The sequence below is a fragment of the Ectopseudomonas alcaliphila genome (assembly GCF_900101755.1).
Lineage (GTDB): Bacteria > Pseudomonadota > Gammaproteobacteria > Pseudomonadales > Pseudomonadaceae > Aquipseudomonas > Aquipseudomonas alcaliphila.
On sequence record NZ_FNAE01000004.1, the window covers coordinates 193,322 to 212,948 of the forward strand.

The 19,627-nt window shown below is 65.3% G+C and carries 18 protein-coding genes; 11 read left to right on the forward strand and 7 right to left on the reverse strand.

Features of this window, described 5'->3' with window-relative positions:
- Positions 1-14: 14 nt before the first annotated feature.
- The 4 genes from BLR77_RS15365 to BLR77_RS15380 are packed head-to-tail and all read left to right on the forward strand — an operon-like array spanning position 15 to position 3,635.
- Complete coding sequence (locus BLR77_RS15365) at positions 15-575, forward strand: GNAT family N-acetyltransferase (RefSeq protein WP_074679274.1); 561 nt, start codon at positions 15-17, stop codon at positions 573-575.
- Positions 572-2,179 carry a SagB/ThcOx family dehydrogenase gene (locus BLR77_RS15370; protein ID WP_139202993.1) on the forward strand — a complete coding sequence of 536 codons (1,608 nt, stop codon included), beginning with the start codon at positions 572-574 and terminating at the stop codon, positions 2,177-2,179. Before BLR77_RS15365 ends, BLR77_RS15370 begins: the two co-directional genes overlap by 4 nt.
- Positions 2,176-3,045: an acyl-CoA thioesterase II gene (tesB, locus tag BLR77_RS15375; RefSeq protein ID WP_074679276.1), complete on the forward strand. Its 870-nt coding sequence runs from the start codon at positions 2,176-2,178 to the stop codon at positions 3,043-3,045. Before BLR77_RS15370 ends, tesB begins: the two co-directional genes overlap by 4 nt.
- Positions 3,042-3,635 (forward strand): HAD family hydrolase, encoded by a 594-nt coding sequence (locus BLR77_RS15380; protein ID WP_074679278.1) that lies wholly within the window; start codon positions 3,042-3,044, stop codon positions 3,633-3,635. Before tesB ends, BLR77_RS15380 begins: the two co-directional genes overlap by 4 nt.
- A gap of 251 nt (positions 3,636-3,886) precedes the next feature.
- On the opposite strand, the gene BLR77_RS15385 is transcribed toward BLR77_RS15380, so the two are convergent.
- Entirely contained in the window at positions 3,887-5,713 is a 1,827-nt protein-coding gene (locus tag BLR77_RS15385) for a long-chain-acyl-CoA synthetase (RefSeq protein WP_074679280.1), read from the reverse strand.
- A 164-nt stretch (positions 5,714-5,877) separates the two neighbouring features.
- Between BLR77_RS15385 and BLR77_RS15390 the strand changes: the two genes are divergently transcribed.
- Positions 5,878-6,894, forward strand: coding sequence for an AraC family transcriptional regulator (locus BLR77_RS15390; protein ID WP_074679282.1), 1,017 nt, complete (start codon positions 5,878-5,880; stop codon positions 6,892-6,894).
- A 258-nt stretch (positions 6,895-7,152) separates the two neighbouring features.
- On the opposite strand, the gene adeC is transcribed toward BLR77_RS15390, so the two are convergent.
- Genes adeC through BLR77_RS15405 form a run of 3 tightly spaced genes read right to left on the reverse strand, consistent with a single transcriptional unit; the run spans position 7,153 to position 12,889 of the window.
- Complete coding sequence (adeC, locus tag BLR77_RS15395; RefSeq protein WP_074679284.1) at positions 7,153-8,586, reverse strand: AdeC/AdeK/OprM family multidrug efflux complex outer membrane factor; 1,434 nt, start codon at positions 8,584-8,586, stop codon at positions 7,153-7,155.
- Positions 8,583-11,726 carry an efflux RND transporter permease subunit gene (locus BLR77_RS15400; protein ID WP_074679286.1) on the reverse strand — a complete coding sequence of 1,048 codons (3,144 nt, stop codon included), beginning with the start codon at positions 11,724-11,726 and terminating at the stop codon, positions 8,583-8,585. The genes adeC and BLR77_RS15400 overlap by 4 nt, the downstream gene beginning before the upstream one ends.
- 14 nt (positions 11,727-11,740) lie before the next feature.
- A complete protein-coding gene (locus BLR77_RS15405; protein ID WP_074679288.1) occupies positions 11,741-12,889 on the reverse strand; it encodes an efflux RND transporter periplasmic adaptor subunit in 1,149 nt (382 codons plus the stop codon).
- Between the two features lie 179 nt (positions 12,890-13,068).
- On the opposite strand from BLR77_RS15405, the gene BLR77_RS15410 reads away from it, so the two are divergent.
- Positions 13,069-13,725 carry a TetR family transcriptional regulator gene (locus BLR77_RS15410; RefSeq protein ID WP_074679290.1) on the forward strand — a complete coding sequence of 219 codons (657 nt, stop codon included), beginning with the start codon at positions 13,069-13,071 and terminating at the stop codon, positions 13,723-13,725.
- 81 nt (positions 13,726-13,806) lie between these two features.
- On the opposite strand, the gene BLR77_RS15415 is transcribed toward BLR77_RS15410, so the two are convergent.
- The 3 genes from BLR77_RS15415 to BLR77_RS15425 all read right to left on the reverse strand — a co-directional run bounded on the left by BLR77_RS15415 (position 13,807) and on the right by BLR77_RS15425 (position 15,660).
- The gene (locus tag BLR77_RS15415; protein WP_074679292.1) at positions 13,807-13,989 is read right to left on the reverse strand and encodes a hypothetical protein; all 183 of its coding nucleotides are present in this window, start codon (positions 13,987-13,989) and stop codon (positions 13,807-13,809) included.
- A gap of 338 nt (positions 13,990-14,327) precedes the next feature.
- Positions 14,328-15,344, reverse strand: a complete 1,017-nt coding sequence (locus BLR77_RS15420) for a zinc-binding alcohol dehydrogenase family protein (protein ID WP_074679294.1) — start codon at positions 15,342-15,344, stop codon at positions 14,328-14,330.
- Between the two features lie 22 nt (positions 15,345-15,366).
- Complete coding sequence (locus tag BLR77_RS15425; protein ID WP_074679296.1) at positions 15,367-15,660, reverse strand: putative quinol monooxygenase; 294 nt, start codon at positions 15,658-15,660, stop codon at positions 15,367-15,369.
- 105 nt (positions 15,661-15,765) lie between these two features.
- On the opposite strand from BLR77_RS15425, the gene BLR77_RS15430 reads away from it, so the two are divergent.
- The 5 genes from BLR77_RS15430 (at position 15,766) to BLR77_RS15450 (ending at position 19,568) form a co-directional block, all read left to right on the forward strand.
- Entirely contained in the window at positions 15,766-16,680 is a 915-nt protein-coding gene (locus tag BLR77_RS15430; RefSeq protein ID WP_074679298.1) for a LysR family transcriptional regulator, read from the forward strand.
- A gap of 106 nt (positions 16,681-16,786) precedes the next feature.
- On the forward strand, positions 16,787-17,173 hold the full coding sequence (locus BLR77_RS15435; protein ID WP_074679300.1) for a DUF2946 domain-containing protein: 387 nt from the start codon (positions 16,787-16,789) through the stop codon (positions 17,171-17,173).
- An 81-nt stretch (positions 17,174-17,254) separates the two neighbouring features.
- Positions 17,255-18,655, forward strand: a complete 1,401-nt coding sequence (locus BLR77_RS15440) for a PepSY-associated TM helix domain-containing protein (RefSeq protein ID WP_074679302.1) — start codon at positions 17,255-17,257, stop codon at positions 18,653-18,655.
- 44 nt (positions 18,656-18,699) lie between these two features.
- Positions 18,700-19,194: a copper chaperone PCu(A)C gene (locus BLR77_RS15445; RefSeq protein WP_174578091.1), complete on the forward strand. Its 495-nt coding sequence runs from the start codon at positions 18,700-18,702 to the stop codon at positions 19,192-19,194.
- Positions 19,194-19,568, forward strand: coding sequence for a DUF2946 family protein (locus BLR77_RS15450; RefSeq protein ID WP_074679306.1), 375 nt, complete (start codon positions 19,194-19,196; stop codon positions 19,566-19,568). Before BLR77_RS15445 ends, BLR77_RS15450 begins: the two co-directional genes overlap by 1 nt.
- The last annotated feature ends 59 nt before the right edge of the window (positions 19,569-19,627 follow it).

The following is a 19,627-nucleotide window of genomic DNA, read 5'->3' on the forward strand; positions in this document are numbered from 1 at the left end:
TCGAGACAACCGCCATGCCCCTGATCGAAACTTCCACCGAGCGGCTGTTGCTGCGCGCCTGGCGCGACACTGATCTGCCGGCGCTGACCGCACTCAATGCCGATGCCGAGGTGATGCGCCATTTCCCGTCGCCTCTGGACGCGGAGCAGAGCGCACAACTGCTGGCGCGCATCCGGGCGCATTTCGCTGAGCACGGCTTTGGCTTCTGGGCGCTGGAGCGGCGCGACACTGGCGAACTGATCGGAGTCACCGGCCTGGCGCACGTCGGCTTCGATGCGCCGTTCGTCCCGGCTGTGGAGATCGGCTGGCGCCTGGCGCGCGCCCATTGGCGTCAGGGCTATGCCTGCGAGGCGGCGCGCGCTTCACTGGCCGTGGCCTTCGAGCAGCTTGGGTTGGACGAGGTGCTGAGCTTCACCGTGCCGGCCAATCTGCCGTCGCAGGCGGTGATGCGCAGCATCGGCATGCAGCGTGACGCGGCTGCCGACTTTCTCCATCCGCGCGTGCCGGCTGGCCATCCCTTGCAGCCGCATGTGCTCTGCCGCATTCGCCGCGAGCAGTGGGAGGCCGGGCGATGAAGGATGTGCTCGCCTATCACCAGCTCAGCAAGCACGCCCCCGAGCGCTTCGCACCGGGGCCGGGGCAATTGGACTGGGCGACCCAGCCGGCACCGTTTCGCCGTTACGAGGGTGCCCGGCTGATCGAGCTGTACCACCGCCCGCTGGAAGAGGGGCCGGGCTACGACACGGCATTCGCCGGGCCGCAGACGCCGCCCGCGCCGCTGGACCGCGCCAGCGTCGCGCAACTGCTGTACGACAGCCTGGCCATTTCCGCCTGGAAGGAGGCTGGCGGCAGCCGCTGGGCGCTGCGGGTCAACCCGTCATCCGGCAACCTGCACCCAACCGAGGCCTATCTGCTGTTGCCGCCAGGCGTCGTCGGCGAGGATGGTGTGCTGGCCCACTATGCGCCGGATATCCATGCGCTGGAGGTGCGCTGCGACCTGCCTGCGCACCTCGGCCAGCAGCTTGCGAACAGCCTGCCGCCCGGTGGTTTTCTCCTCGGCTTGAGCAGCATCGCCTGGCGGGAGGCCTGGAAGTACGGCGAGCGGGCTTATCGTTATTGCCAGCACGACCTGGGACATGCCCTGGCGGCGTTGGCCATCGCCGCCAGCGTGCAGGGCTGGCAGGTGCGCATGCTGCACGGCGTGGCCGAAGCGCGTCTGGACGGCCTGCTGGGGCTGGATGGGGACGACTTTCACGAAGCCGAACACGGCGACTGTTTGCTGTGGATCGGCCCGGCGCAAACGATGGAATTCGCGCTGCCTGAGGCCCTGCTAACGGCAGTGGCGCAGCTTGAGCGGGCCGGTTCGCCCAATCGCCTGTCCCGTGAGTATCGTCACTGGCCCGAGCTGCAGCGCGTACATGGGCTGTGCCGCGCGCCGGCACGTCCTCGCGCCGCCTGGAACCTGGATGCAGCTGACGTACATGCCGACAATCCCGGTCTGCCGCTGCGGCCGATCCTGCATCGTCGGCGCAGTGCGCAGGCCATGGACGGTCGCAGCGGCATTCAGGCTGCACTGCTGCTGGCCTGGCTGCGCCGTCTGATGCCGGAGCAAGCACCGGTGCCGTTCGCCGTGAGCGGTGAGCCGAACGAGATCGACCTGCTGCTGTTCGTCCATCGTGTGCAGGGCCTGGCGCCGGGTCTGTACTGGCTGGATCGCACGGGCAGCGGCGTGCAGCCGCTACGCGAGGATTATCTGTGGCAGCGGGTGGACGAGGAGCTGCCGCTGTATCGCCTGCTCGAAGGCGATGCCCGTGGCCTGGCGGGCTTTCTCAGTTGCGGCCAGGACATCGCCGCCGATGGTTGCGTGGCCCTGGCCATGCTGGCGCGGGTGGAGCGTGTGTTGGCGGGTGGCGCCTGGCGCTATCCACGGCTCTACTGGGAATGTGGCCAGATTGGTCAGTTGCTCTATCTGGAAGCCGAAGCGGCCGGGCTTTCCGGTACTGGCATTGGTTGTTATTTCGACGATGCTTTGCGCGAGTTGCTCGGAGATGCCGACAGCGGGCTGCAAAGTCTTTACCATTTCACTCTTGGCCGCGCCGTGTGGGACGAACGCCTGACATCGCTGCCGGCCTACCCGCAATCGCGTATACCCCCCGTGCAAGGAGACGATACCCCATGACTCAGGTTCTCGATGATCTGGTGGCGCTGCTCAGCCTGGAGCAGATCGAGGAAAACCTGTTCCGTGGCCGCAGCCAGGATCTCGGTTTTCGCCAGCTGTTCGGCGGCCAGGTGCTTGGCCAGTGCATCTCCGCTGCCAGCCAGACGGTCGAGGAGGCGCGCCACGTGCATTCCATGCACGGCTATTTCCTGCGCCCTGGCGATGCCAGCCTGCCGGTGGTCTATCAGGTCGAGCGCACCCGTGATGGCGGCAGCTTTAGCACCCGTCGCGTGGTGGCGGTGCAGAAGGGTCAGCCGATCTTCTTCTGCAGCGCGTCCTTCCAGTACGACGAGGAAGGCTTTCATCACCAGAGCGAGATGCCGGACGTCCCCGGTCCCGAGGATCTGAAATCGGAAACCGAGCTGGCGCGCATGGTGGCGCCGATGATTCCCGAGCGCATGCGTGAGCGGTTGACCAGCGACAAGCCCATCGAGATCCGCCCGGTGACCCTGATCAACCCCTTCGCGCCGCAGCCCTGTGAACCGGTCAAGTACGTGTGGTTCCGCGCCGCCGGCGATCTGCCGGACGACCCGCAGCTGCACAAGTACCTGCTGGCCTACGCCAGTGACTTCAACCTGCTGACCACCTCGATGCAGCCGCATGGCGTGTCGGTGTTCCAGAAGTTCATGCAGGTGGCCAGCCTCGATCATTCGCTGTGGTTCCACCGCAACCTGCGTATGGACGACTGGCTGCTGTACGCCATGGACAGCCCCTGGGCCGGCAATGCGCGCGGCTTCTCCCGCGCCAGCATCTACAACCGCCAGGGCGAACTGGTGGCCTCGGCTGCCCAGGAAGGTCTGACCCGCGTGCGTGAGGACTGGAAGTGAAGGCACTGCGCGAAGCACGTCACTGGGTGTTCGACATGGACGGCACCCTGACCCTGGCGGTGCATGATTTTCCGGCGATCAAGCGGGCGCTGGGCATTCCCCAGGAGGACGACATCCTCCATCACCTGGCGGCGCTGCCGGCAGAGGAAGCCGCGGCCAAGCATGCCTGGCTGCTGGAGCACGAACGCGAGCTGGCAGTGGCCTCGCGCCCGGCGCCGGGCGCCATCGAACTGGTGCGCACCCTGTGCGAGCGAGGTTGCCAGCTTGGCATCCTCACGCGTAATGCTCACTCGCTGGCCTTGCTGACGTTGCAGGCCATCGGCCTGGATGACTGCTTTGCCAGGGCGGACATCCTCGGGCGCGATGAAGCCCCGCCCAAGCCGCATCCCGGCGGTTTGCTACACCTGGCCGAGCGCTGGAGCGTTACGCCGCGCGAGCTGGTAATGGTCGGCGACTACCGCTTCGACCTGGAATGCGCCCAGGCCGCCGGTGCGCGCAGTGTGCTGGTCAACCTGCCGGACAACCCCTGGCCGGAGCTGACCGAGCTGCATGCGCAGGATTGCGCGCAGTTGTTGGCGGGGCTGAGCTGAGCGGCGAAGCAGCACCAATCCTGTAGCTCGCGATCACCCTTGTGGGGCATTGCTCCCCGTATTGCTCCAGCCATTACCCAGGGGCTTGCTGGCGCTGTTGTTCGCCGCAGATGGCGCCTGTCGCGAGTCTTTGCTGGATACGCTGGTGGCGCCGCTGCAGCTTCGTGTCGGTCTAGACGCGACGAAGCCATGCTAAAAAGTCGGTCCTCACGGACCGACTTCTGCTGGGGGCGACTGGCTTTACGCGGCGGCTAGTAGCGGTAGGTGCCGGTGAGGATTGCGGCGTGCAGCTCGTGGGTCAGCGGGATATAGCGCTCGGTGCCTGGCAGCCAGGCATAAAGCGGGTCGCTGCAGCATTGCGGGTCGAAGCCCTGCTCCTTGAGCGGTGCCTTCTTGTGCTTGAAGGTACCGGTGGTCTCCATCTGCGCGCTCAGGCGCAGGAACAGTGGGATGGCGTAGGCCGGCAGTGCCAGGCGCAGTTGCCCGAGCAGGGCGTGGAAGTCGAAATCCTCTGCCGCGCAGTTCAGGCGCACACAGGCCATGCCGGCGCGGCCGTTGGTGCCGGCGATTTCCACGCCGTAGACTACCGTCTCGCTGATGTGCTCGATGCTGTCTAGTACGGCCTCGACCTGGGTGGTGGAGACGTTCTCGCCCTTCCAGCGGAAGGTATCGCCGAGACGGTCGACGAACTGCGCGTGGCGGAAGCCCATGTCGCGCATCAGGTCGCCTGTATTGAACCAGGCGTCGCCCGGCTCGAACACGTCGCGCAGGATGCAGCGCTCTGTGTCACGCGCGTCGGTATAGCCGTGGAAGGGCGTCTTGTCGGTGATCTTGCCCAGCAGCAGACCGGTTTCGCCCTTTGCCACGCGCTGCAGGCAGCCGTTCTCACGTAGCGGCGCCTCGTGTTCCTGGTCGTAGCGGACGATGGCGTAGGGGTAGGGCGAAAAGCCAACCGTGTTGTCCAGGTTGAGCAAGTTCGTGAAACCGACATTACCCTCGCTTGAGGCATACAGTTCGATGACCCGCTCGACCGCGAAGCGCTGCTTGAATGCCTGCCAGAGGCTTGGGCGCAGGCCGTTGCCTACCATTACACGGATCGGGTTATTGGTATCCCCGGGGTGCGGCGGCTGGTCTAGCAGGTAGCGACACAGCTCGCCGACATAGCCGAAGGCGGTTGCCCGATGCTGCTGCACCTCCTCCCAGAAACGGCTGGCGCTGAACTTGCGCACCATGATCAGCGCCGACTGGCCTGCCAACACCGAGCCCCAGCACACCACCATGGCGGTGCCATGGTAGAACGGCAGGCTGACGTACATGCGGTCCTTGCGGCCCAGGCGCACGGCGGCGAAACCGAAGGCGCCGTAACCCTTGAGGAAGCGCCCGTGGTTGAACACCACGGCCTTGGGCAGGCCAGTAGTGCCCGAGGTATAGATGAAGAAGCACGGGTCGTCGGCCCGCACGGCGCGCTCCAGCACTGGCGCCTCAACGGGGTAGTCTTGCAGCGTCGCGGCCGGATGCAGCCAACCTCTCGGCGCCTCGCCTGGGTCGCGCCAGGTCGGGCGGTCGGCGAAGTAGAAGCGGGCGTCGTCGGGCAGCGCCGTGTCGCCTGCTACTTCGTTGAAAGCTTCCAGCAGCTCTTCGCCAACCAGCACCATGCGCGGCGCCGCCAGGCCGATGCTGTGTGCCAGCACGCGGCCGCGCTGGCTGCTGTTGATCAGCGCGCTGACCGCGCCGAGCTTGGCGCAGGCGATGACCGCAGCAAGCAACTCGAAGCGGTTCTCGAACATCAGCGCTGCGCTGTCGCCCTGGCACAGGCCATGGGCACGCAGGTAGTGCGCCAGTTGGTTGCTCCAGCGATCGAGTTCGGCGTAGCTGAGCTGCTCGTCGTCCTGGATCAAGGCTACGCCCTCGGGGTTTTCTCGCGCGGCCGTCTCGACGCAGCGGGCCAGGCTGGCGGGGTAGGCACCGCGGCTGCGATTGCCGATGTGCAGGCCTTTGACGATGCCGGGCAGGTCTACGAGCAGACGCGGTAGTCGGGACAGCAAACGGGGCAGGGTGATCAGGTCGGCGTGGCTCATTGGGGCGGGACTCCAGTTGGTGCGAGGCACTCGGTCTTGTTGTTTTTCGGCCAATCTAGTCAGTCAGCGCCCCGCTGTTGATAGCCAGGGGTTGCACGAAACTGGCAATTCGTCTCATGGGCGGCGCACAATCGGACTCCCTCGATTGGCGCAAGGAGCATTCCATGTCGTTGGCGAACAGCCCCAGCGCTACCGCCTCACAGCTGCTGGACCTGTACCTGTCGCTGCAAGGGCTCGGGCTGGTTGGTTCGACGGATCTGCAGGTGCTGGGCATCGAGCTGGAACAGCTAAGAAACTTGGAGATGCGTGTGCCGGTGCGCTGGGCTGTGCATCTCTGGGACCATGCCGCCAGTCGTGGGGCTCCACCTGAGATTGGCCTGCTGGTCGGCCAGCGGCGCGGCCTGCATACCCGTGGGCCGGTCGCCCACCTGGCAGCGCAGAGCGCTACCTTGGGCGAGGCGCTGGAGTTGTTCCGTCGCTACATCCCGGTGATGAGTGAGGGCGAGAGCCTGCGGGTCGAGGTGCTCGGCACGCGCGTTCGCATTCACTTCCTGTTCCATGCACCGCTGCTCGGCCACCCCGTGGCCTGCGAGCACAGTCTCAGCTCGGCGCTGTGCTGGGCGCGCCAGCTCACGGCGGTGCGCCTGGTGCCACAGGCGGTGGGCTTTCGTCATGCGCCACTGGCGGCACCGGTGGTCTACCGCCAGGTGTTCGGCGTGGCGGTGCGTTTCGGCGAGGACGCGGACTACCTGGAGTTGCAGGCGAGTGATTTGCAGTTGCCGGTGACAAGTGCAAACCCCTATCTCAAGGGGTTGATGCAGCAGCGGGTGAGCGATATGCAGGCGCAGTTACCGGCACAGCGCAGCTTGCGCGCACAGGTACAACAGCAGATCGAGTATGGCTTGTCGAGCGGCGAGCTGTCAGTTCAGCGAGTGGCGGGGCGCCTGGGGATCAGTCGGCAGACCCTTCACCGCCGCCTACGCGCGGAGCAGTGCAGCTTTTCCGAATTGCTGGTCGAGGTACGTCGAAACTATGCCGTGCAGCGCCTGGCGCAGCCGGGGTGCCGAGTCGAACAGCTCAGTCGCGAGTTGGGTTTTGCCGAAGCGAGCGCTTTCTACAAGGCATTCAAGGGCTGGTTCGGAGTGACTCCCAAAGCTTACCAGGTTGGCCGGGACGCATAGAGTCTCGCCACTGTGGAGGCATCGCGGCGCCCCGGCTGGCCGCTGTCGAAAACCCATTCCAAACCAGAACACCCGCTGCGCCGGGCAAATTGTGTGTGAGGGCGGCTTGCCAGTGGTTTTCGAAAGACTGGTGTCGCTCTCACAGGTATGGCCTGGACTCAGGTACGACGGAGTGTCGAATCGACAAAAAAACGCCCCCGCAAAGACTGCGGGGGCGGCGCGTTGGGTAAGGTCGTCCTTGAAGCGGGTTACGCGCGATCAACCTTGCGGGGCGTTGCTCCCCGTATTGCTCCAGCCACCACCCAGGGCCTTGTACAGCTCCACTTCGCTGCTGAGCTGGGCCAGGCGGTCGGTGATCAGCTGCTGGCGCACGCTGAACAGCTGACGCTGGGCGTCGAGCAGGGTCAGGTAGCTGTCCACACCGGTGCGGTAGCGGCGCTCGGCCAGGTCGTAATAGGTCTCTGTGGTCTCCAGCAGGGCACGCTGGGCGTCCAGTTGCTGGCGGTAGGTGGTGCGCGCGGCGAGGCGGTCGGCGACTTCCTGGAAGGCCACCTGGATGGTTTTCTCGTACTGCGCGACCTGGATATCGCTCTGCAGCTCGGCGTAGTCGAGGTTGGCGCGCAGACGGCCGGCGTTGAAGATCGGCAGGCTGATCTGCGGCTGGAACAGCCAGGTGCCCGAGCCGCTGTCGAACAGGCCGGACAACTGGCTGCTGGCGGTGCCGGCATTGGCGGTCAGGCTGATGCTGGGGAAGAACGCCGCGCGCGCCGCGCCGATATTGGCGTTGGCGGCCTTGAGCTGGTATTCGGCCTGCAGCAGGTCGGGGCGACGCTGCAGCAGGTCGGCTGGCAGACCGGCGGGTACCTGCTCCAGCAGTTCGGCGTTCAATGCCAGCCCCTGCGGCAGATCGGCAGGCAGGCCGGTGCCAAGCAGTTGGGTCAGGGCGTTGCGGTCCTGAGCGACCAGGCGCTGGTACTGCGCCAGGCTGACGCGGGCGCTGTCCACCGCGCTGCGCGCCTGGCTCAGGGCCAGAGCATCGGTGACACCGACGTCGAAGCTGCGCTGGGTCAGCTGGTAGCTTTCCTCGAAGGCCTTCAGGGTGTCCCGCGTCAGTTCGAGCAGCGCCTGATCCGCCTGCCACTGCAGGTAGGCGTTGGCGACGCTGGCCACCAGGCTGATCTGCGTGCTGCGCGCGGCCTGTTCGGTGGCCAGGTACTGCTGCAGGGCCTGCTCGCTGAGGCTGCGGATACGACCGAAGAAGTCCAGCTCCCAGGCGTTGACGCCCAGTGTCGCGCTGTACTGACCGCTGGTGCGGGCTTCACCGGTCTGGCTCAGGTCGGCTGGCAGGCGCTGGCGGGTGCCGGCGCCATCAGCGGAGACCGAAGGCAGCAGGTCGGCGCGCTGAATGCGGTACAGCGCGCGGTAGGCTTCGACGTTCAGCGCGGCGACGCGCAGGTCGCGGTTGTTTTCCAGCGCCACCTGCACCAGTTGCTGCAGCGCCGGGTCGCGGAAGAACTCGCGCCATTGCAGGTCGGCCGCCGCGCGGATGCCTTCGCTGGCGGCGCTGCCATAGGCTTCGCCTTGCGGCCAGTCGGCGGCAACCGGAGCATCCGGGCGCTCATAGTCGGGAATCAGGCTGCAGCCGCTGAGCAGAGCGGCGGCCACGGCCAGGGACAACAGGGACTGCCTCATTGCAGTACCTCCTTCTCGTTTTCACGGGTCGGCTCGGGGCGCTTCTTCTCGAAAATCGAGCAGACCACGACGTAGAACAGCGGAATCCAGAAGATCGCCAGGATCATCGCGCTGAGCATGCCGCCGATCACTCCGGTGCCGATGGCGTGCTTGCTGCCGGCGCCGGCACCGCTGGCGATGGCCAGCGGCAGGCAGCCGAGGATGAAGGCCAGCGAGGTCATGATGATCGGGCGCAGACGCATGCGGCAGGCTTCGATGGCCGCTTCGGCGAAGGTCATGCCCTGTTCGTACTGGGCTTTGGCGAACTCGACGATGAGAATCGCGTTACGCGCCGAGAGGCCGATGGTGGTGAGCAGGCCGACCTTGAAGAACACGTCGTTGGACAGGCCACGCAGCTCGGTGAACATCAAGGCGCCGATGATCCCCAGCGGCACCACCAGCATCACCGAGAACGGGATCGACCAGCTCTCGTACAGCGCTGCCAGGCAGAGGAACACCACGATGGCGGAGATCACGAACAGCGCGGTGGTCTGCGAGCCGGCCAGGCGTTCCTCGTAGGACAGACCGGTCCAGGAATAGCCCACGCCCTGTGGTAGCTGCGTGGCGATTTCCTCGACGGCGGCCATGGCATCACCGGTGCTGTAGCCGGGCGCCGGCGCGCCGAGGATTTCCACTGCCGAGACGCCGTTGTAACGCGCCAGCTTGGGTGCACCGTAGGTCCATTCGCCACTGGCGAAGGCACTGAACGGCACCATGCGGCCCTGGTCGTTGCGCACGTACCACTTGTTCAGATCTTCCGGGCTCATGCGCGCTTCGGACGCGCCTTGCAGGTAGACCTTCTTCACCCGACCGCGGTCGATGAAGTCATTGACGTAGCTGGCGCCCCAGGCAATCGACAGGGTGCTGTTGATGTCCGACAGCGACAGGCCGAGGGCGCGGGCGCGCTCGTCATCGATCAGCAACTGGTACTGCGCTTCGTCGCGCAGGCCGTTGGCGCGCACGCTGTCGAGCACCGGGTGCTGGTTGGCCAGTTGCAGGAACTTGTCGCGTGCCTCGTTCATGACCTCGTGGCCAACACCCGCCTGATCCTGCAGGAAGAAGTTGAAGCCGGTGGCGTTACCCATCTCCATGACCGCCGGCGGGGCGAAGGCGAACACCATCGCATCGCGGAAGCTGAAGAAGTGCATCTGCGCACGTTGCGCCAGCGCAGCTACGCCATTCTCGGCGCCGGGACGTTCCCCCCAGGGCTTGAGCATGATGAAGGCCATACCGGAGCTCTGGCCGCGGCCGGCGAAGTTGAAGCCGGTGACGGTGAACACCGATTTGACCGTGCTCGCTTCGTCTTCCAGCAGGTACTGGCGCATTTCATCGACCACCACCTGGGTACGCTCGGCACTGGAGCCCGATGGCGTCTGCACTTGGGCGAACAGCACGCCCTGGTCTTCCTCGGGGAGGAAGGCGGTGGGGATGCGGGTGAACATCCACGCCATGATGATGACGATCACCAGATACAGCAGCAGGTAGGGTGTCTTGCGCTTGAGCATGCCGGCGACGCCGCGCTGATAGGCGTTGCTGCCGCGGTCGAAGGTGCGGTTGAACCAGCCGAAGAAGCCGCGTTTGGCCTCGTGGTGGTCGCTGTCGATGGGCTTGAGCAGGGTGGCGCACAGCGCCGGGGTGAAGATCAGCGCCACCAGCACCGACAGGGCCATGGCCGAGACGATGGTGATGGAGAACTGCCGGTAGATCACCCCGGTAGAGCCGCCGAAGAAGGCCATCGGCAAGAATACTGCCGAGAGCACCAGGCCAATGCCCACCAGTGCGCCCTGGATCTGGCCCATGGACTTGCGCGTCGCTTCCTTGGGCGATAGCCCATCCTCGCGCATCACCCGTTCGACGTTCTCCACCACCACGATGGCGTCGTCCACCAGCAGGCCGATGGCCAGGACCATGGCGAACATGGTCAGGGTATTGATGGAGAAACCGAACGCGGCAAGTATGCCGAAGGTGCCGAGCAGTACCACCGGCACCGCCATGGTCGGAATGATGGTGGCGCGCAGGTTCTGCAGGAACAGGAACATCACCAGGAACACCAGCACGATGGCCTCGAACAGGGTGTGCACCACCCCTTCGATGGAGGCCGAGATTACCGGCGTGGTGTCGTAGGGGAAGACCACTTCCATGCCGGCCGGGAAGAACGGCTCGAGATTGGAGATGGTTTCGCGTACCGCCTTGGCGGTGTCCAGGGCGTTGGCACCGGTGGCCAGGCGAATCGCCAGACCCGAGGCTGGCAGGCCGTTGAACTGCGCGTTGATGGCGTAGTTCTCGCCGCCCAGCTCGACCTTGGCGATATCGCCAAGACGCACCTGGGAGCCATCGGCCTGCACCTTGAGCAGAATCTTGCGGAACTCTTCCGGGGTCTGCAGGCGCGTCTTGCCGATGATGGTGGCGTTGAGCTGGTTGCCCGGCGATGCCGGCAGGCCGCCGAACTGGCCGGAGGAAATCTGCACGTTCTGCGCCTGGATGGCGCTGCGCACGTCAACCGGGGTCAGCTGGAAGCTGTTGAGCTTGGCCGGGTCGAGCCAGATGCGCATGGCGTACTGCGCGCCGAACACCTGGAAGTCGCCGACGCCCTTGGTCCGCGAGATCGGGTCCTGCAGGTTGGAGACGATGTAGTCCGACAGGTCCTCACGGGTCATGCTGCCGTCTTTCGACACCACGCCGATGACCATGAGGAAGTTGCGCACCGACTTGGTCACACGGATGCCCTGTTGCTGGACTTCCTGTGGCAGCAGCGGGGTGGCCAGCTGCAGCTTGTTCTGCACCTGGACCTGGGCGATATCCGGGTTCACCCCCTGTTCGAAGGTAACGATGATCTCCATGCTGCCGTCGGAGTTGCTCGACGAGCTGACGTAGCGCAGGCCGTCGATGCCGTTGAGCTGCTGTTCGATCACCTGCACCACGGTGTCCTGCACCGTCTGCGCCGAGGCGCCCGGGTAGCTGACCTGGATGGCAACGGCAGGCGGCGCGATGCTCGGGTACTGGTTGATCGGCAGCTTGAGGATGGACAGGCCACCCGCCAGCATGATCACCAGGGCGATCACCCAGGCGAAGATCGGCCGGTCGATAAAGAATCTGGACATTCAGTACTTCTCCGTTAGTCCTGGCCGCTGGCTTGTTCGGCGTCTTGGGCAGGCTGTTCGGTCTTGACGTTGCCGGCCGGCACGGCCTTGACCTCGGCGCCAGGCTGCACGAACTGCAGGCCTTCGGTGATCAGACGGTCGCCTTCGTTCAGACCTTCCTCCACCAGCCAGGCACTGCCGGCGGTGCGATCGGCCTTGAGCACGCGCAGTTCAACCTTGTTGTCTGCACCCACCACCATCGCCGTCGGCTCGCCGCGCTGGTTGCGGGTCACGCCCTGCTGGGGGGCGAGAATGGCGTTCTGCTTGACCCCGGAGAGCAGCTCGGCATGCACGAACATGCCCGGCAGCAGCAGGTGGTCCGGGTTGGGGAACACCGCGCGCAGGGTCACCGAACCGGTGCTTTCGTCCACCGCCACTTCGGAGAACTCCAGCGTGCCTTCATGGGCGTAGCGGCTGCCGTCTTCCAGCTTCAGCGCGACCTTGGCGGCGCTGTCGCTGGCCTTCTGCAGACGGCCCTCGGCCAGGTCGCGGCGCAGGCGCAGCAGTTCCTTGCTCGACTGGGTGACGTCGACGTAGATCGGGTCGAGCTGCTGGATGGTGGCCATGGCGTTGGCCTGGCCGTTGCTGACCAGCGCGCCTTCGGTCACCGCGGAGCGGCCGATGCGACCGCTGATCGGCGCCATCACCTTGGTGTAGCGCAGGTCGATGCGCGCTTGTTCCAATGCGGCATCGGCCTGCAGACCGGCAGCGCGGGCTTCGTCATAGGCCTGTTGGCTGACGGCCTTGTCGGCGACCAGCAGCTTGTAGCGATCAGCCAGGGACTTGGCGGAAAGCTGCGTGGCTTGTGCGCTCTTGAACGTGGCTTGGTAGGTGGCCGGGTCGATCTGGTACAGCTGCTGACCTGCCTTGACCTCGCTGCCCTCGGTGAACAGGCGCTTCTGAATGATGCCGTTGACCTGCGGGCGCACCTCGGCGATGCGATAAGCGCTGGTGCGCCCCGGTACTTCGCTGGTCAGTGCAAAGGGTTTGGCTTCGAGCGTGACCACTCCGACTTGCGGCGTTTGCTGGGTCTGTGGGGCGCTGGATTCCTGGCAGCCGGTGAGACTGAGCATTGCCACGGCGATGGCGGAAACCAAGACAGCGAAGGCTGGCTTCGAGTGCATCTGAGAACCTCGTTTTATCGAATCATGGCCCAAGGGGCGAAGGGGACGAAGGCAGGGGAAAAAATCGATGGAGGAATATACTTACGTACGTGAATGTTTGTAAATGCCTAAAGCTGCCTGCATACTCTCGCCCGTCCTTCCTTACCGAAGGGTTACGGCAATGCGACAGCAGGTGACAGATGGCCAGAAGAACCAAAGAGGAAGCGCAGGCGACACGGGTGCAGATACTCGATGCCGCCGAGCGGGTGTTCCATGCCCAGGGCGTTTCCCGTGCGTCTCTGGCTGAGGTGGCGAAAGAGGCTGGTGTCAGCCGCGGCGCCATCTATTGGCATTTCGAGAACAAGATAGACCTGTTCCAGGCCATGCTCGAACGTCTGCGCCTGCCGCTCGAGGAGCTAGCGCGAGCCAGCGAGAGCGAGGACGAGCCGGACCCTCTGGGCTGCATGCGTGAGTTGCTGATCAAGGCGCTGACGCGTCTGGCCAGCGAGCCGCAGACCCATCGCATCCACGACATCCTGCGCTACAAGTGCGAATACACCGGTGAACTGCTCGGTCTGCGCGAGCGCATGCAGGCGCTGAGTCTTGAATGCGATCAGCGCATCGCCAAGGCGCTGAGCAACGCGGTCAACAAGGGCCAGTTGCCGGGCGAGCTGGACTGCGCGCGTGCGGCCGTCTGCTTGCATGCCTATATGGAAGGCATCGAGGCCAACTGGCTGCTGGTGCCCAACTTCGACCTGGCGCAGCAGGCGCCTGCGCTGGTCGATACCGTGCTGGACATGCTGCACAGCCCGGCGTTGCGCCTGACGCCGGGCGGTCAGGTGTCTGGCAAGGGGTAGGGTGCGTTGTGCGCATCAGGGGCTAGCCCGTTTTTTCGGTGCGCACAGCGCACCCTGCGACAGCGCAATCGGGGCTGAGCTTCAGCTCGCGCGGCGCTGTTCGGGCAGCTCCGGCAAACGATGTGGCGCGCGCAGTCGCGCTTCCAGCCTGGCGACGAACTGGTGCGCCTCTGCTTCGCTGCGAAAACTCACGCAATGTTGATCCAGGCGAACCTGCCACAGGCGTTCGCCGCCCTGGTTCTGCGGTTGGACGACAATCTTCATGCTGACCACCTCCTTGAGTGCGACGAGTCGTCGGCGCTACTTGGGGACAGTCAGGATAGTCCGCTTGCATGACCATTTTCTGATCTGGGTCAAACAGCCGACCAGCGTGACGGCCGCTTTGCGATAAGCGGTACCGCGAAGTCGACGTGACTGGGTCAGGCGAGGTGGGGCTGAAGCAGAGAGGTAGGGTGCGCTGTGCGCACCAGGTACTAGCCGGTTTTTTCGGTGCGCACAGCGCACCCTACGACATCGCAATCAGGGCTGAGATTCAGTCTGTAGGGTGGGCCGGGCGGTTTTCCGTTTCAGCCCACCACACCGACCCAGCCCACCGTCGCGCCTCAAAAGCCTTCGAGCACGATCTTGCCCTTGGCCTTGCCACTTTCCAGCAGCGCATGAGCGCGACGCAGGTTGGCGGCGTTGATGGTGCCGAAATGCTCACCGAGGGTGGTCTTGATCACGCCGGCGTCGACCAGATCGGAGACCCGCTCCAGCAGACGATGCTGCTCGATCATGTCTGCGGTCTGGTACAGCGAACGGGTGAACATCAGCTCCCAGTGCAGCGACAGGCTCTTGCGCTTGAGCTGCATCACATCCAGCGGTTGCAGCGGATCATCGATCAGCGCCAGACGCCCCTGCGGCGCCAGGCACTCGACCAGTTGCGCGTAGTGCTGGTCGGTCTGGGTCAGGCTGGCGACATGGGTGACCTGGCCGACACCGATGCGCGCCAGTTCCTCGCTCAGCGGCTTGCTGTGATCGATCACGTGATGCGCGCCCAGCTCGCGGACCCAGGCCTGGGTTTCCGGACGCGAGGCGGTGCCGATCACGGTCAGGCCGGTCAGGCAGCGCGCCAGCTGGGTGAGGATCGAACCGACGCCGCCAGCGGCACCGACGATCAGCAGGCTCTGGCCCTGATCCGCCGAGCCCTCGGCAACCTGCAGGCGCTCGAACAGCAGTTCCCAGGCGGTGATGGCGGTCAGCGGCAGGGCTGCAGCCTCGGCGAACGACAGGCTGCCCGGCATATGGCCGACGATGCGCTCATCGACCAGGTGCAGCTCGCTGTTGGCACCGGCGCGGTCGATGGCACCGGCATAGAACACCCGGTCACCGGGCTGGAACAGGCTGACTTCGCTGCCCACGGCCTTGACGATGCCGGTCGCGTCCCAGCCCAGTACCTTGGCCGCGCCGTTCTCCGGCGCGACGCCTAGGCGGATCTTGGTATCGACCGGGTTGACCGAGATGGCCCGAACCTCGACCAGAAGATCGTGCGCACCCGGAGTGGGCTCGCTCAGTTGCACGTCCTGCAGCGCTTCGGGGTGGTCTGCCGGCAGGGATTGGTAGTAAGCGACGGCTTTCATGGAAATGGTCCTCTTCGAGTATTCAGGTAAGGGGTTGCAGTGGGAGCAGATCGATGCCCGCCAGCCGCTCGCCGAATGCGTTGGTGAAATATAGGAAATGGGGCGCTGCGCGGTGCTGGTCCAACGCCTCGGCGTCGCGCCATTGTTCGATCATCACGAACTGGTCCGGGTCCAGCTTGTTGCGGTGCAGCGCGTACTGCAGGCAGCCGGGCTCTGCGCAGGTGGCCGTGACCAGGCGTTGCAGGCCCGCGGCCACCGCCTCGGCATGACCTGGCAGGGCCTTGATGGTGGCGATCAGTGTGAGAGCAGTGGTCATGGCGGGCTCCGGTAGGGGATTGGAGCCATGCTCGTTTATTTGTGTGGCAAGAAAAAGCAGCTGGTAATAGAGTCTCTTTCATCATTAATTTGAAAGTGAGCCACCATGCTGCGTTTCGACGACCTGCAACTCTTCGTGCGTACCGCCGAGACTGGCAGCCTGTCCGCAGCGGCGCGGCAGCTGGATGTATCGCCGGCAGTCGCCAGCGCCGCCCTCAAGCGACTGGAGCAGCAGTTGCAGGTGCGCCTGCTGGCGCGTTCGACGCGCAGCCTGCGTCTGACGCCCGAGGGCGAGCTGTATCTGGTGCATGCCCGGCTGGCGTTGCAGAGTCTGGAGGAGGGGCGTCAGCAACTGGTCGGCAGTCAGGAGGGTATCTGCGGTGTATTGCAGCTGTCGGCACCCTCGGATCTCGGTCGCAATACGCTGTTGCCCTGGCTCGACGAGTTCCAGGACGAGCATCCGCAACTGCAGCTGCGTCTGCTGCTGGCAGACCGGGTAGCCGATCTGTTTCGTGAGCCGGTGGATATCGCCCTGCGCTACGGCGCCCCGGAGGATTCCAGCCTGGTGGCGCTGCCGGTGGCGCCGAACAATCGTCGGGTGCTCTGCGCCTCGCCTTCCTATCTCGCTCGCTACGGTGCGCCGCAGACGGTGGAGGATCTGCGCGATCACAACTGCCTCCTCTATATGCTGCATGGCCGCGCGCATGACCGTTGGCGCTTTCAGGATGGCAAGCGCGAGGTGCTGATGAGTGTCGCGGGTAACCGGGTTTGCGACGATGCCGATGTCACCCGGCGCTGGGCCGTTGCAGGGCGGGGCGTGGTGTACAAGTCCTGGCTGGATGTCGCCGAAGACGTGCGTGAAGGGCGTCTGCAGGTGCTGCTGCCTAACTGGCTGGGCGAGCCGACGCCGCTGTATCTGGTGTGCGCGCACCGTGCCCAACTGAGCAAGGCGGTGCATCTGCTGCGCGAGTTCGTGCAACTGCGCTGCCAGCGTTTGCTGGACGCTGCGCCGTGGTGTTAGCACTCAACGCTATAAAGCTCCGAACCCCTGCTAGACTCTCGTACACAACGCCTGCGGCAACGCACCGCAGTGTCGCACTGGCATCCTCTGTTTAGAGTCGCGCCCCATGAAACTGGCCCGTAACGACCGCTCACTGACTGCCTGGGTGCTGTACTTCAGCATCCTGTTCAGTGCGTTCGTCTGCGCCATCAGCCACGGCCAGATGGCCGGCATGCAGCTCAGTGGTCTGGACGGGCAGTACTGTTCGTTCGATGGCAACTTCGGCGCAGGCGCCGACCTGAGCGGCTCCGGCATCGTCGCACCGAATCCGGCTACCGGCGCCAACTGCGCCCTGGCCAGCCTGTTCAGCGCCATCATTCTCGCCGCCTTCTTCGGCCTGCTCGGGCTGCTGGCTGCCGAGCGCAGCTGGCCGCTGTCCGCGCTGCATCTGCCGCGACTCACCCGCTATCGTTGGCCACCAGCCAATCCCCGCGCTTCTCCTTTGCTCGCCTGATCCGTCCGCCCGCTCAGGGCGTCCCTATCATGCGAATGCCTCGCCGTGTGTCCACGACTGCGGCGGGCTGGAGAAAGCTTCATGGCGTCTTCCCCCGATTGCACCGCACCTGCCCGTGAGCGTGCGGCCCCGTCGTTCTACAACCTGGCCTGGCGCTGGCATTTCTATGCCGGGTTGTTCGTCATCCCGTTCATGATTCTGCTGTCGGTCACCGGGATCATCTATCTGTTCAAACCGCAGCTCGACACCTGGCTGTATCCGCACCTGATGCTGGCGCCGGCCAGCGAGCAGCGCGTCAGTGCCGACCAGCAGCTGGCGCTGGTCGAGCAGCTCTATCCTGGCGCGACGATGAGCAAGTACCTGCCTCCGGTCGGCGAAGGACGCAGTGCGCAGTTCGTCATCGAGCGCGACGGCCGCCTGCTCAACCTGTTCGTCGATCCCTACCGTGGCACCCTGCTCGGCGAGCAGGACGCGCAATGGAACCTGCAGGCGGTGGCGCGCACCCTGCACGGCGATCTGATGATCGGCACCCTGGGCGACCGCCTGATCGAGTTGGCCGCTGGCTGGGGCATCGTGCTGGTGGTGTCCGGCCTGTACCTGTGGTGGCCGCGCGGCAGCAATCCGGCCGGCGTACTCTGGCCGCGCTTGCATGCCCGAGGGCGCCTGCTGTGGCGCGATCTGCATGCCGTGACCGGGTTCTGGGGTTCCCTGCTGCTGTTGTTCATGCTGCTCACCGGCATGACCTGGACCGGCTTCTGGGGTGCTCAGTTCGCCGGCGCCTGGAACCAGTTTCCCGCGGCGATGTGGGATGACGTGCCGAAGTCCGGGCAGCTCGCCGGCAGCCTCAACAGCAGCCGCGAACAGACCGTGTCCTGGGCGGCGGAGGTCACGCCGCTGCCGGCGTCCGATCCGCATGCGGCGCATCGCGGCCATGCCGGTCACGACCAGGGCCCGGCTGCGCCACGCATCAGCCTGCAGCAGGTGGTCGATACGGCCGACGCTCGCGGCGTGCAACGCGGCTACAGCATCAGCTTCCCGCAGGGTGCCAGTGGCGTTTACAGCGTCGCGCTGTTCGCCGATGACCCGCGCAACGACGCCACCCTGCATCTGGATCAATACAGCGGTGCGGTGCTGGCCGATGTGCGCTGGGCTGATTACGGCATGGTTGCACGAGCCGTCGAGAGCGGCGTGAAGCTGCACGAAGGCAAGATGTTCGGCCTGGCCAACCAGATCCTGATGGCGCTGGTCTGCCTGCTGATCATTTTCAGCGCGGTCAGTGGCCTGGTGATCTGGTGGAAGCGCCGCCCGGCCGGTCGCCTCGGCGTACCGCCGCTGCGCCACGATCTGCCGCGCTGGAAGACCGCCATCGGCGTGATGATCGCGCTGGGCATGATATTCCCGCTGGCGGGCGCCTCACTGTTGCTGATGTGGGCGCTCGACCGCTCCCTCGGCTTGCTTCCCAGCACGCGTCTCGCCAGTTGAGGCGTGCCATGATTCTCAACGATACCAACCCGGAGACAACCCGCATGAACCTGCGCAAAACCCTGCTAGGCCTTGTTCTGATCCTGCCCGCAATGCTGGCCCAGGCCCACGAGTACGAAGTCGGCCAGCTGCATATCGATCACCCCTGGTCGCGCGAGATGCCGCCAGTGGCGCCGACCGCGGCTGCCTATTTCGTTGTGCACAACAAGGGCAGCGAGGCCGATCGCCTGCTGGCCGTCAGCACTCCGGTGGCCGGCAAGGCCGAGCTGCATGAGCATGTGCACGCAGATGGCGTGATGAAGATGCAGCAGGTGCAGGACGTCGCCATCCCTGCCGGTGGCGAGGTGAAATTCGAGCCCATGGGCTACCACGTCATGCTGTTCGACCTGAAGCAGCAGGCCAAGGACGGTGAGCGCTTCCCGCTGACGCTGACGTTCGAGAAGGCTGGCAAGGTCGAGGTCGACGTCGCCGTGCAGCAAGACGCGCCGGCTGGCCATGATCATGGCGACGCCCACGACCACGGCAAGCATCAGCACTGATGCTGTTCACGGCACGCAGACGTACGCTCGCCGCCCAGCTCGGGCTGCTGGCGTTCGTCCTGATCGTGCTGGCACCACTGGCGTCGCAACTGCGTGCCGAACCGGCTGACTGGCGCTGGCTGAACCAGCTCGGCTGTCATGACGGGGCGGGCAGCGTGCCGGTCGCGCTCGACAGGAGCCAGCCGGTGCTGCAGGTGGACGCCTGCGGCTACTGTTCGTTGCTCTCCCACTGCCCGGCGCTGGCCGAAAGTAACTGGTCCGCTGCTGGGCGCCTGCGGCCGCGCCATGAGGTGTGCGGAGCGTTACCGGCGCAGTCGCTGCAAACTGCCCATTTCCCTCATGCGCTGTCACGCGCACCGCCGTTTCTCACCTGAAGTTTTCCAGCTATTGAGGCGTTTGCCAGGCCTCTTCGCCAATCGACTTTTCAGGTATC